This is a genomic window from Dermacoccus sp. 147Ba, assembly GCF_004151355.1.
In the GTDB taxonomy this organism is placed as follows: domain Bacteria; phylum Actinomycetota; class Actinomycetes; order Actinomycetales; family Dermatophilaceae; genus Dermacoccus; species Dermacoccus abyssi.
On sequence record NZ_SEHL01000001.1, the window covers coordinates 147,472 to 160,302 of the forward strand.

Sequence of the window (12,831 nt, forward strand, 5' to 3'; positions counted from 1 at the left end):
CCCGCTGTCGCCCGGCGCGCTGGCTGCACGTCCGCGGACGACGAGAGCGGCGCCGCCCCGGAGGGCGACGCCGCTCTCGTCAGTGCTGAGCGATCAGCGGGTGAAGGCCTGCTCGACGAGCTCGGCCTGCTGCGCCGCGTGACGCTTGCTGTTACCCGTGGCGGGCGACGCGGACGCCGGACGCGACACGACGCGCAGACGACGAGTCTCGCCCTGCTTCTCGAGCATATCGGGCAGGTTGAAGAACATGAACGGCCAGGCGCCCTGGTTCTTCGGCTCGTCCTGCACCCACACGATCTCGGCGTTCGGGTACTCCTTGATCGCCTCCGCGATCTCCTTGGCCGGGATCGGTGCGAGCTGCTCGACGCGCACGATGGCCGTCGTCTCGTCACCGCGCTTCTCGCGCTCCGCCTCGAGGTCGAAGACCACGCGGCTCGAGGCGAGCAGCACGCGCTCGACCTTGGACGGGTCGAGCTGCTTTGCGTCCTTCAGCACCGGCTCGAACTGGCCGGTCGTGAAGTCCTCCGGCGAGCTCGTGGCGGCCTTGACGCGCAGCAGCTGCTTCGGCGTGAAGACGATGAGCGGCTTGCGCGGACGGGCGTATGCCTGACGACGCAGGAGGTGGAAGTACGACGCCGGCGTCGAGGGGTAGGCGATCGTCATGTTGTCCTCGGCGAACAGCTGCAGGAAGCGCTCGATGCGCGCCGAGCTGTGGTCGGGACCCTGACCCTCGTAGCCGTGCGGCAGGAGCAGGACGACGGAGCTGCGCTGCGCCCACTTCTGCTCCGAGCTCGAGATGAACTCGTCGATGATCGTCTGCGCGCCGTCGACGAAGTCGCCGAACTGCGCTTCCCAGAGCACGAGCGCGTCGGGACGCTCGACCGAGTAGCCGTACTCGAAGCCCATCGCCGCGTACTCCGACAGGAGCGAGTCGTAGATCCACAGCCACGCCTGCTCGTCGGTGAGGTAGCGAAGCGGCGTCCACTCGTTGCCGTTCTGCTTGTCGATGAGGACGGCGTGGCGCTGCACGAACGTGCCGCGACGGCTGTCCTGACCCGACAGACGCACCGGGGTGCCGTCCATGAGGAGCGAACCGAAGGCGATGAGCTCGCCCATGGCCCAGTCGATGCCGCCGTCGCTGACCATCTTGGTGCGGCGCTCGAGCAGCTGCTTGAGCTTGGGGTGCAGGGTAAAGCCCTCGGGAGGGTTAGTCCACACGTCACCGATCCGCCGGAGGGCGGCCTCGGTGATGGCCGACGAACGACCGGAGGAGTAGGCGCTCTTCGCGTCGTCCTCGATCTGGGCGGACGGGCGCTCGAGACCACCATGGCCCTCGGCGTCGGTGCCCTGGCTCGAGTCCGGAGCGGGGGCGTTCTGCGTCTTCGTCGCTTCCTTCGTCTCGACGAAGACCCGCTCCAGCTGCTGCTGGTAGTCCTTGAGCAGCAGTTCCGCGCGTTCCTGGTCCATGTCACCACGGCCCACGAGGGCCTCGGCGTACAGACGGCGCACGCTCTTCTTGGCCTCGATGAGCTTGTACATGAGCGGCTGCGTCATCGAGGGGTCGTCACCCTCGTTGTGACCGCGACGGCGGTAGCAGACCATGTCGATGACGACGTCCTTGTTGAACGTCTGGCGGTACTCGAAGGCCAGCTCGGCCACGCGGACGCAGGCCTCGGGGTCGTCACCGTTGACGTGGAAGATCGGCGCCTGAACCATGCGGGCGATGTCGGTGGAGTACGTCGAGCTGCGTGACGCGCTGGGCGCCGTGGTGAAGCCGACCTGGTTGTTGATGACGACGTGGATCGTGCCGCCCGTGCGGTAGCCGCGAAGCTGCGACAGGTTGAGCGTCTCCGCGACGACACCCTGGCCGGCGAACGCCGCGTCACCGTGCAGCAGGACCGGCAGCACCGTGAACGCCGTGCCGGCGAGGTTGATGCGGTCCTGCTTGGCGCGGGCGATGCCTTCGAGGACAGGGTTGACGGCCTCGAGGTGGCTCGGGTTGGCGGCGAGGTAGACCTTGGTTTTCGCGCCGGTATCGGCCACGAACTCGCCCTCGGTGCCGAGGTGGTACTTCACGTCACCGGAGCCCTGCACGGAGTTGGGGGCCTGCGTGCCCTCGAACTCACGGAAGATCTGGCCGTAGGACTTGCCCGCGATGTTGGCGAGAACGTTGAGGCGACCGCGGTGCGGCATGCCGATCGCGACCTCGTCCAGCCTGTTTTCGGCCGCTTCGCTCAGGATGCGGTCGAGGATGGCGATGACGGACTCGCCGCCTTCGAGGCTGAAGCGCTTCTGGCCGACGAACTTCGTCTGCAGGAACGTCTCGAAGGCCTCGGCCTGGTTGAGCTTCTTGAGGATGCGCTCCTGCTCGTCCTGCGTCGGCTTCGCGTAGGCGAGCTCGACCTTGGACTGCATCCAGGCCCGCTCCTCGGGGTTCTGGATGTGCATGTACTCGATGCCGACGGTTCGGCAGTACGAGTCACGCAGGATGCCGAGGATCTTGCGCAGCTTGAGGAAGTTCTGACCGCCGAAACCGCCCGTGGGGAAGGTGCGGTCGAGATCCCACAGCGTCAGGCCGTGGCTCGTGATGTCGAGGTCCGGGTGACGACGCTGCTTGTACTCCAGCGGGTCGGTGTCGGCCATGAGGTGGCCGCGCACGCGGTAGGCGTGGATGAGCTCCTGGACGCGGGCGACCTTGTTGATGTCGTCGTCGTGGTTAGCCGAGATGTCCTGAACCCAACGCACCGGCTCGTAGGGGATGCGCAGCGACTCGAAGATCTCGTCGTAGAAGCCCTGCTCGCCGAGCAGCAGCTGGTGGATCTGACGAAGGAACTCACCCGACGTCGCACCCTGGATGATGCGGTGGTCGTAGGTCGAGGTGAGCGTCAGGATCTTGCTGACGGCGTTGCGGTTGAGCGTGTCGTTGCTCGCGCCCTGCCACTCGGCCGGGTAGTCGAGCGCGCCGACACCGATGATCGTGCCCGCACCCTTCATGAGGCGCGGCACCGAGTGCACGGTGCCGATGCCGCCCGGGTTGGTCAGCGAGATCGTCGTGCCGGCGTAGTCGTCGAGCGTCAGCTTGTTGTTGCGGGCCTTCTTGACCATGTCCTCGTAGGCGGCCATGAACTGAGCGAAGTTCATGCGCTCGGCGCCCTTGATCGAGGGCACGACGAGGGTGCGCGAGCCGTCCGGCTTCTGCAGGTCGATGGCGAGGCCGAAGTTGACGTGGCCCGGCTGGTGAAGCTGCGGCTTGCCCTTCTCGTCGACCGAGAGGGAGGCGTTCATCTCCGGCATGACGCGCAGCGCCTTGACGATGGCGTATCCGATGATGTGGGTGAAGCTCACCTTGCCGCCGCGGCCGCGGGCGAGGTTCGAGTTGATGACAATGCGGTTGTCGATGAGGGCCTTGGCCGGCACCGCGCGCACGGACGTTGCCGTCGGGACCTCGATCGAGGCCTCCATGTTCTGCACGATCTTGGCCGCGACACCGCGCAGCGGGGTGTCGACGTCCTCGGCCTCCGGCAGGTCGCCCACCGAGGCGTCGCCGTGGTCACGCGGCGTCGGCTGGGGCGTGAAGCCCTCCGCCTGCTTGGGGTCGAGCTTCTGCTGGGAACCCTGGTTGTCGTCCGCGCCCTGGTCGGAGGTGTCCTTCGTGGGCTCGGCCGCCTGCTGCGACTCGGCGCGCTGCTGGTCGCGCGGCGCCTCGGCTGCTGCGGGCTTCTCCGTCTTCTCCTTGGCGGAGTCGGACTTCGTGGACGTCGAGGACTTCGCATCGGTGAAGCCCACGTCGGAAGCCGCTGACTTGGAGGTGCCGGCACCCGAGCCGCCCTGGCCGGGGCGGTAGTTCGCGAAGAACTCCTGCCACGCGGCGTCCACTGAGTTCTTGTCCTGGCGGTACTGCTCGTAAAGCTCTTCGACGAGCCACTCGTTCGGTCCGAAGGCCTCGAGGTCAGAGCTCTGGGACTGGGATGACACGCAGATGCGCCTCTTTCATGTGCGTCGTTCGGTTGGGCCTGATGGCCGCTGCCGCAGGTGGATGCACGGCATACGACGACAAGCCTATCCCGCAGCGCCACTTCGGGCGAGAGGGCGCTACGAGGTTCGGGTCAGGAAGACGAGAACACGATGAGCCCCGTGATAATTTCAAGCCCTGATGACGCAGTGGATATTGATTCTTCTCGGAGTTCTGCTCACCCTCGGAACGGCACTGTTCGTCGCCACCGAGTTCTCGCTCGTCGCTCTCGACCGTCACGCCGTCCAGCGCGCCATCGACGAAGGTGACGAAGGCGCTCGCCCCGTTCTCGCCGCGTTGCGCAAGCTCTCCACTCAGCTGTCCGCCGCTCAGGTCGGTATCACCCTCACGACGCTGTTGCTCGGTTACCTCGTGGAGCCGTCGCTGGGTCACCTGTTGGAGACGCCCCTCGAGGCGCTCGGGGTGAGTGGGGGAGCGGCCGTCGCGTTGTCGACCGCGCTGGCCATGATTCTGGCCGCTCTGTTCTCGATGATCTTCGGCGAGCTCGTGCCGCAGTTCCTCGGTATCTCGGCGCCGCTTCGGGTGGCCAAGGTCGTCGCCAGACCCGTGCAGATCTTCGCCGTCGTCTTCAAACCGCTCATCGCGCTGCTCAACGGCTCGGCCAATCTCCTGCTGCGCAAGATGGGCATCGAACCGCAGGAGGAACTCTCCGCGGCACGTACCCCGCAGGAGCTGTCGTCGATGGTTCGTCGCTCCGCCGAGGCGGGAACGATCGAGGAGGGCACGGCCGATCTGCTCACGCGTTCGCTCAACTTCGGTGAGCGTACGGCGTCGGACATCATGAGCCCGCGGGTGCGTTGCGAGTCCGTCGATCGCTCGGCTACCGCTGAGGACGTCGTGAATCTCGCGCGCTCCACGGGGCACTCCCGCTTCCCGGTGCTCGGCGACGGGTGGGACGACGTCGACGGCGTCGTCCACGTCAAGAAGGCCATCGCCGTTCCGGTCGAGCGTCGCGGTGACGTGCCCGTCACCGCCCTCATGGTCAAGGCGACGTTCGTGCCCGAGACGGTGACGCTCGAGCCGCTCCTCGTGCTGCTGCGCGGGGCCGGCCTGCAACTCGCCGTCGTCGTCGACGAGTACTCGGGCACCTCGGGTGTCGTGACGCTCGAGGACGTCATCGAGGAGATCGTCGGCGAGGTGAGTGACGAGCACGACAATCTGCAGGACGCGAGCCGTCACCTGCCCGACGGATCGTGGACCGTGCCGGGGCTGTGGCGTCCGGACGAGGTCGCCGACCGCATCGGTGCGCCCGTGCCCGACGATCGTGCCTACGAGACGCTGGGCGGCTACGTCATGCAGCAGGTCGGACGGATTCCGCGCGCCGGGGACGAGCTGTCGATGCCCGGCTGGCGTTTGCGCGTCATGTCGATGGACGGTCGCCGCGTCAACCGGGTGCGCTTCACGCCGATGTCGGAGGCGACCACCGACGCTGGTGTCGGTGATGTCGTCGGCGGTTCGACGCGCGTGGACGGAGACGCCCGATGATGCTCTGGATCTCGCTGTTGCTGCTCGCCGGCAACGCCTACTTCGTGGGGGCCGAGTTCGCCGTCATGGCGGCGCGGCGCTCGCAGCTCGAACCGCTCGCGGAGCAGGGCTCGAAACGGGCCGCTCGCTCACTCGAGGCGCTGGAGAACGTCGCGTCCCTGCTCGCGTGCTCGCAGTTGGGCATCACGGTGTGCTCGGTGCTCCTGGGTGCGGTGGCCGAGGACGCCATTCACCATCTCATCGCGGGACCGCTCGAGGCGGCCGGGCTGCCGTCCGGGCTGACGCACGTCGTCAGCCTGCTGCTCGCGCTGTTCGTCGTCGTGTACTTCCACGTCGTGCTCGGCGAGATGGTGCCGAAGAACCTCGCCATCGCCGGCCCGGACCGCGCGGCTCTGTTGCTCGCGCCGTCGCTGCTGCGCATCACGAAGGCGCTGCGTCCGCTCATTCGCGTACTCGAGTCGGTCTCGAAGGGCATCGTGCGCAAGATGGGCATCGAGCCGCAGGACGAGGTCGCCTCGACGTTCTCGACCGAGGAGGTCGAGATGATCGTCGAGGAGTCACACCGTGAGGGCCTGCTCGAAACGGAGCAGGAGCGACGCGTTCGCGATGCGCTCGAGTTCACGGACAAGCTGGCCCAGGACGTGGCCGTTCCTCTCGGCGACCTCGTGACGTTGCGTCTCGGCTCGACGCCTGCGGACGTCGACGCCCTCGTCGCCAAGCACGGTTTCTCGCGATTCCCGGTGACGAGCGTGCGCGGTGACCTCGGCGGCTACATCCACCTCAAGGACGTGCTGTACGCGCAGGACGAGGCGTACACCGAGCCGATCCCGCCGCGGCGGGTGCGACCGCTCGCGACGGTGCGGCCCAAGGACGAGGTGGAGGACGTGCTCGTCACGATGCAGCACTCCGGTGCCCACCTCGCGCGGGTCGTCGGTGATGACGGCGAGACGAGCGGCGTCGTCTTCCTCGAGGACGTGCTCGAGGAGCTCGTCGGCGAGGTGGCTGATGCGACCCAGCGTCCGGCCGTGCGTGCGGGACTGCGTGGGGCGACGCGCGAGGATGCTGCTCGCTCGGTCGCGGGGTCACTCGGGAACGACCGTTCGTGAGGCTCCCTGCACGCTGCTAAAGTGTGCAGTCGCGCCTCAGGGCGCACGCCGCCCCCTTAGCTCAGGGGATAGAGCACCGCCCTCCGGAGGCGGGAGCGCAGGTTCGAATCCTGCAGGGGGCACTTGTTGAGGAAGGCCGTCACGCCGAAGCGCTAGCGCAGGTGTGGCGGCCTTCCTCAATACCTGAATAACGCGAAGGATTCGGGAGGAGCCCCGAGCTTGCGAGGGGCGACGGTTCCTGCAGGGGGCACGTGTTCCCTGATTCTCTACGCGGGAACGATCAAGCTGCGGCGCACCAGCGGTAAGCGACTTTGTCTCACTCGCTACGCTCATGCCCATGTTCGACGCGGCCACGACCTCGGCGCTGGGGGAGCGCCTCGGCGTGGCCTGGCGGTGGGCTCCGTCGAAGGAACCCGGCGTCGTCACGAACAACGCGGCGCACGTCATGGTCGAACGGGGACGCGCCAGTTCCGTCGAGGCGGCGCACGCGGCGATTCGGCAGGCGTTGGACGAGACGACCCCCGGAGCGCTTGAGCTTGCGGCCTTCGACGAGGGGCTACTGAGCGTCGACGTGGCTGTGCGTCCTGAGTGGTGCACGCACCTGCGGGCTGACTTCGCCCCTCTCAACGCGGCGACGACGAGGTGGCAATCAGTGCAGCCTGACGTTCGCATCGACGGGGCAGCCATGTCGTTCGCGGCGGCCGCGGAACGCATCGGCCTCGATGCCTTGACCTGGGCGCTTCTCGAGGCCGCCCATCCGAAACGGATTCCGGTACCTGTCGCAGCACCTGAGTCCGTCCTCGCCTCGCGCCGTGACGCGAACACTCTGGCTCTGGTGCGACGCGCACACTCGGTCGCGTCCCTCGCCGTCGCGGGCGTCGGGGCCGGCGAGGAGGCGGGAAACGCCGCGGGCACGAGTGCGGATGGCGCCGGGCGGCGACTCCTCGCGGCGCTCGCCCTCGTCCCGCAAGCGGCAGAGGACGCCGTACGCACCGGCCGCACCCGTCCGTTGCTCACCCAGATCGTCATCCTCGCGGAGCGCACCACGCAGTTCGCCGAACACTCGCCCGCCACGCGGACGGATCTGCCGGTGTTCGACGCCGCCCGTAGAGTCCTCGAAGGGGCGCTGACGGCGGCCCGCCTGGCCGCCCCCGTACCCTATTGATCGGCTCATCGGCTTGCCCGACGAGCACGACCGGCAGCGATTTCGACACCGCAGGAGACAGCGACGTGAGTTCCGTACCGAACGCGCCGACCGGCCCCCTCGAGGAGATCGTCTGGCCACGCACGGCTCGCCGCGGGGATGACGGCGTCATCAGCATCGCCGGTATTGCCGCCACCGAACTGGCCGACCGCTTCGGCACCCCCGCCTACGTCATCGACGAGGACGACGTGCGCCGGCGCGCCCGCGCCTACCGCGAGGCGTTCTCGCAGGCGTTCGGCGACATCGGCACGGTGGCCGACGTCTACTACGCGGGCAAGGCGTTCCTCACGTCCCACATCGCGCGCTGGGTCGTAGAGGAGGGCCTGCGTCTCGACGTCTGCTCCGGCGGCGAACTCGCCATCGCCCGTAAGGCCGAGGTGCCCGGTGAGGCCATCGGCATGCACGGCAACAACAAGAGCCTCGAGGAGATCGACGCGGCGCTCGCGTACGGCGTGGGGCGCATCGTCGTCGACTCGTTCGAGGAGATCGAACGCGTCGCCGTGGCAGCCGCCAAGCACGACCTGCGCGCGCCCGTCATGCTGCGCGTCAAGCTCGGCGTCGAGGCCCACACCCACGAGTTCATCGCGACGGCCCACGAGGACCAGAAGTTCGGTTTCTCCCTCGCGGGCGGTCAGGTCGCCGACGCCGTGGGCCGGGTGCTCGCCCACCCCGAGCTCGAACTGCTCGGCTTCCACAGCCACATCGGCTCGCAGATCTTCGAATCGGACGGGTTCGAGGAGGCCGCGACGCGCCTCGTCGCCCTCCAGCTCGACGTCGCGCGAACGCACGGCGTCGAGTTGCCCGAACTCGACCTCGGCGGAGGGTTCGGCATCGCCTACCTGCCCAGCGACACCCCGCTCGAGCCGGCGGACATGGCGCAGCAGCTCGCGCGCATCGTCAAGACGGCCTGCGACGACGCCGGTGTCGCCGTTCCGCGCGTCTCGATCGAGCCGGGCCGCAGCATCATCGGCCCCGGCGGCGTGACGCTCTACCGGGTCGGCACGGTCAAGCCCGTGCAGGCCACGGACGACCTCGTGCGTTCCTACGTCAGCGTCGACGGCGGCATGGGCGACAACGCCCGCCCCGCTCTCTACGCCGCTGACTACCACGCGGCGCTCGCGAACCGCGGTGGCGCGGACGACCTCGTGGCCACCCGCATCGTCGGCAAGCACTGCGAGAGCGGCGACATCGTCGTGCGCGACATCAACTTCCCCGCCGACGTCGCGGACGGTGACCTCGTCGCCGTCGCCGCGACCGGCGCCTACTGCCGCGCGCTCGCGTCGCAGTACAACCACGTCCCGCGCCCGCCCGTCGTCGCCGTCAAAGACGGCGACGCGCGCGTCCTGCTGCGCCGGGAGACCATCGACGACCTGCTCGCCCTGGAAGAGGAATGACCATGACGACCAAGCCCATCACGGTGGCGCTGCTCGGCAGCGGCGTCGTCGGCGCCGCCGTCGCGCGTGAACTCACCCGCAACGCAGCCGATTTCGAAGCCCGGGTCGGGGCCCCGGTCCAGATCGTCGGCGCGCTCGTTCGGGATGCGTCGAAGGACCGTTCCGAGACAGGCCTGCCCGCCGACGTGTTCACTACCGACGCCGAAGGCCTCGTCGAGCGCGCCGACATCGTCGTCGAGCTCATGGGCGGCACGGAGCCTGCGAAGTCGCTCATCACGAAGGCCCTCGAGAACGGCGCGAGCGTCGTCACGGCCAACAAGGCTCTCCTCGGCGAAGCCGGTCCGGAGCTGTACCAACTCGCGATGGAGCACGGCGTCGACCTCTCCTACGAGGCGGCCGTTGCGGGCGCCATTCCGCTCATCCGCCCGCTGCGCGAGTCGCTCGCCGGCGACGAAGTGACGAAGGTGCTCGGCATCGTCAACGGCACGACGAACTTCATCCTCGACAAGATGGACCGCACCGGCGCGAACCTCGAGGACGTGCTCGCCGAGGCGCAGAGCCTCGGGTACGCCGAGGCCGACCCGACCGCCGACGTCGAGGGCCACGACGCCCAGGCCAAGGCTGCGATCCTCGCCTCCTTGGCGTTCCACACCCGGGTGCGCACGAGTGACGTGCACTGCGAGGGCATCATGGGCCTGACGGCGGAGGACATCAAGGCCGCTCGCCGCGCCGGTTGCGTCATCAAGTTGCTCGCCATCGCCGAGAAGGTCGAGCGCGACGGGGCCGACGGTGGCCCTGGCGTCAACGTCCGGGTGCACCCCGTGCTTCTCGCCCGCTCGCACCCGCTCGCCACGGTGCGCGAGGCGTTCAACGCCGTCTTCGTCGAGACGAAGCTCGCCGGCGAGCTCATGTTCTACGGGCGTGGCGCCGGCGGCGACCCCACGGCATCCGCCGTGCTGGGCGACATCGTCCACGCCGCCCGGCACCGCGTCAGCGGCTCGCACGGCGCGGGGGAGTCGGCGTACGCCAACCTGCCGATCCTGCCGATCGGTGAATCGCTCACCCGCTACGTCGTGCGCGTCGAGGTGGCAGACGAGCCCGGCGTGCTCGGTCGCGTGACGAGCGCCTTCGGCGATCAGGGCGTCTCGATCGAGAGTATGCGCCAAGGCGTGCGCCGCTCCGAGGACGGGCTCGCCTCGCTCACGTTCATGACCCACGAGGCCCCCGAATCGGCTCTCGCGACCACGGTCGACACCATCAAGAAGCTGCCCGACGTCACGAGCGTGACGTCGGTGCTGCGCGCGGAAGGAATCTGACATGGCCCACCTGTGGCGCGGCGTCATCACCGAGTACGCCGAGCGTCTGCCGATGCTCGACGGAGCCCCCGTCGTCACCCTCGGCGAGGGCGGCACGCCGCTCATCGAGGCGGAGAAGCTGAGCAAGCGCGTCGGTGCCCGCGTCTTCGTCAAGTACGAGGGCCTCAACCCGACGGGCTCGTTCAAGGACCGCGGCATGACGACGGCGATGTCGATGGCCGCGAAGAACGGTGCCAGAGCCGTCATCTGCGCGTCGACGGGCAACACGTCCGCCTCCGCAGCCGCCTACGCGACGAAGGCCGGCATGACGTGTGCGGTGCTCGTGCCGGACGGCAAGATCGCCATGGGCAAGTTGAGCCAGGCCATCGCGCACGGCGCGCAGCTGCTCCAAGTCGACGGCAACTTCGACGACTGCCTCACGGTGGCGCGCAAGCTCGCCGAGAACTACCCGGTCGAGCTCGTCAACTCCGTCAACCCGGCCCGCATCGAGGGGCAGAAGACAGCAAGCTTCGAGATCGTCGACGCCCTCGGTGACGCCCCGGACATCCACGTGCTGCCGGTCGGCAACGCGGGCAACATCACCGGCTACTGGCGCGGCTACCGCGAGTACGCGGCGCCGTTCACCACCGCCGACGGGCGCGAACTGCCGGCCGTCTCCACGAAGACGCCGAAGATGTGGGGCTTCCAGGCCGAGGGTGCCTCGCCCATCGTCGCCGGGCACCCGTTCGACGAGCCCGAGACCATCGCCACCGCAATCCGTATCGGCAACCCGGCGTCGTGGAAGCAGGCCGAGGAGGCCCGCGACGACTCCGGCGGCCTCATCGACTGGGTGAGCGACGACGAGATCCTCGACGCCCACCGCTACCTCTCGAGCGAGGAGGGCATCTTTGTCGAGCCCGCCTCGGCCGCGTCGATTGCCGGCCTGCTCAAGAAGCACGCCGCCGGTCAGGTTCCCGCGAGCGCCACAATCGTCTGCACGGTCACGGGCCACGGCCTCAAGGACCCGCAGTGGGCGCTGCGCAACGCGGACGGTGACGACATCCAGCCCGAGCGCGTCGACGTCGACGCGTACTCGGTGGCGCGGGCGCTCGGCCTCGACTCCTGACGATGGCGCACCGTGTGACGAGCGCCGAACCGCTGCGTGACGGGGCCGTCGTCGCCGCCGGTGCCCGCGCTCAAGTGCGAGTGCCTGCGAGCACGGCCAACCTCGGGCCGGGCTTCGACTTTATCGGCATGGCGCTCGGCGTCTGGGACGAGGCCGAGGCGAGCGTCGAGGGCGACTCGCTCGTCGTCGAGGCCACCGGTTTCGGTGAGGGGGAGGTGCCGCTGGACGAGTCGCACCTGGCCTACCGGGCCATGGTGGCCGCCTGGCAGGCGCTCGGTCTGGACGCTCCGCAGGGCCTGAGGCTGAGCTACCGGGGTGCCATTCCGCACTCGCGCGGGATGGGCTCGTCGGCCAGTGCCGCGGTCACCGGTGTCGCGCTCGGGACGGCCCTGGCGGGCCTCGACCTCGCGGACGACACCGTGCTGCGCTTCGTCAGCGACATCGCCTCGAGCATCGAGGGCCACCCGGACAACGCATCCGCGTCCGTGTACGGCAACGTTACGGTGAGCTGGGCCGGCAATGGTGACGCAGGCGACTGGCGAAGCGCTGTCCTCGCGCCGCACCCCCACCTCGTGCCGGTACTCGTCGTGCCGCAGCGACGTCTGTCGACGGCCACCGCGCGTGCCGCGCTGCCCACCGCCGTTCCGCTCGCCGTCGCCGCTCGCAACTCGGGGCGCACGGCGCTGCTTGCGCACGCCCTCACCGCGGACCCGAGTCTCCTCATGCCGGCCACCCAGGACTACCTTCACCAGGAAGCCCGTCGCCCCGCCTACCCCGAGTCGATGGCCCTCGTCGACGCTCTGCGCGACGCCGGCATCCCTGCCGTCATCTCGGGCGCCGGGCCCACCGTGCTCGCCCTGACGAGCGGGCAGGGAGAGGAAGCCGTGCGTGCGGTGGCCAGCGACGTGGAGATCATTTCGCCCGGCACAACAAGCCGTGGGGTGCACGTGGTTTCGTCCTCGTGAGGTCGGGGGTGTAACGTCAAGGTGCACCCGGGTGAAATTCCCAGGGCGCTCGGGCCGTCACCGTTTCACGGTCGCGGCAGCGGAGGCCTCGAATTTCTTTCGACGTCCCAAGAACGCCTACCTGCCTCGCAGGTGATCCACCCGCGCTTTCGTGCATTGCCGAATCCCCCGTCCGTCCCCGGACGAGGTCGGCAGCGGGTTCGTTTCTGTTCGAACCCGGCTC

8 protein-coding genes and 1 tRNA gene are annotated in these 12,831 nt (G+C 68.8%); 8 read left to right on the forward strand and 1 reads right to left on the reverse strand.

Going from position 1 to position 12,831, the window contains the following annotated elements:
- Positions 1 to 93: 93 nt before the first annotated feature.
- A complete protein-coding gene (locus tag EVU97_RS00720; protein WP_129662695.1) occupies positions 94 to 3,975 on the reverse strand; it encodes a multifunctional oxoglutarate decarboxylase/oxoglutarate dehydrogenase thiamine pyrophosphate-binding subunit/dihydrolipoyllysine-residue succinyltransferase subunit in 3,882 nt (1,293 codons plus the stop codon).
- A gap of 178 nt (positions 3,976 to 4,153) precedes the next feature.
- Between EVU97_RS00720 and EVU97_RS00725 the strand changes: the two genes are divergently transcribed.
- The 8 genes from EVU97_RS00725 to thrB all read left to right on the forward strand — a co-directional run bounded on the left by EVU97_RS00725 (position 4,154) and on the right by thrB (position 12,608).
- A complete protein-coding gene (locus EVU97_RS00725; RefSeq protein ID WP_129662697.1) occupies positions 4,154 to 5,518 on the forward strand; it encodes a hemolysin family protein in 1,365 nt (454 codons plus the stop codon).
- On the forward strand, positions 5,515 to 6,624 hold the full coding sequence (locus EVU97_RS00730; RefSeq protein WP_129662699.1) for a hemolysin family protein: 1,110 nt from the start codon (positions 5,515 to 5,517) through the stop codon (positions 6,622 to 6,624). Before EVU97_RS00725 ends, EVU97_RS00730 begins: the two co-directional genes overlap by 4 nt.
- Positions 6,625 to 6,674: 50 nt before the next feature.
- Positions 6,675 to 6,746: transfer RNA gene (locus tag EVU97_RS00735), tRNA-Arg, on the forward strand.
- Between the two features lie 215 nt (positions 6,747 to 6,961).
- Positions 6,962 to 7,789 (forward strand): hypothetical protein, encoded by an 828-nt coding sequence (locus tag EVU97_RS00740; RefSeq protein WP_129662701.1) that lies wholly within the window; start codon positions 6,962 to 6,964, stop codon positions 7,787 to 7,789.
- Positions 7,790 to 7,854: 65 nt separating this feature from the next.
- Entirely contained in the window at positions 7,855 to 9,222 is a 1,368-nt protein-coding gene (gene lysA, locus EVU97_RS00745; RefSeq protein WP_129662704.1) for a diaminopimelate decarboxylase, read from the forward strand.
- Between the two features lie 2 nt (positions 9,223 to 9,224).
- Positions 9,225 to 10,538, forward strand: a complete 1,314-nt coding sequence (locus EVU97_RS00750; RefSeq protein ID WP_129662707.1) for a homoserine dehydrogenase — start codon at positions 9,225 to 9,227, stop codon at positions 10,536 to 10,538.
- A gap of 1 nt (position 10,539) precedes the next feature.
- On the forward strand, positions 10,540 to 11,643 hold the full coding sequence (gene thrC, locus EVU97_RS00755) for a threonine synthase (RefSeq protein WP_129662709.1): 1,104 nt from the start codon (positions 10,540 to 10,542) through the stop codon (positions 11,641 to 11,643).
- Between the two features lie 2 nt (positions 11,644 to 11,645).
- Positions 11,646 to 12,608 carry a homoserine kinase gene (gene thrB / locus EVU97_RS00760; RefSeq protein ID WP_052946698.1) on the forward strand — a complete coding sequence of 321 codons (963 nt, stop codon included), beginning with the start codon at positions 11,646 to 11,648 and terminating at the stop codon, positions 12,606 to 12,608.
- The last annotated feature ends 223 nt before the right edge of the window (positions 12,609 to 12,831 follow it).

Bases quoted from the DNA above. Each gene is read 5' to 3' on its own strand.
- EVU97_RS00725 (WP_129662697.1), top strand. From the start codon at position 4,154: ATGACGCAGTGGATATTGATTCTTCTCGGAGTTCTGCTCACCCTCGGA.
- EVU97_RS00730 (WP_129662699.1), top strand. From the start codon at position 5,515: ATGATGCTCTGGATCTCGCTGTTGCTGCTCGCCGGCAACGCCTACTTC.
- EVU97_RS00740 (WP_129662701.1), top strand. From the start codon at position 6,962: ATGTTCGACGCGGCCACGACCTCGGCGCTGGGGGAGCGCCTCGGCGTG.
- EVU97_RS00750 (WP_129662707.1), top strand. From the start codon at position 9,225: ATGACGACCAAGCCCATCACGGTGGCGCTGCTCGGCAGCGGCGTCGTC.
- thrC (WP_129662709.1), top strand. From the start codon at position 10,540: ATGGCCCACCTGTGGCGCGGCGTCATCACCGAGTACGCCGAGCGTCTG.
- thrB (WP_052946698.1), top strand. From the start codon at position 11,646: ATGGCGCACCGTGTGACGAGCGCCGAACCGCTGCGTGACGGGGCCGTC.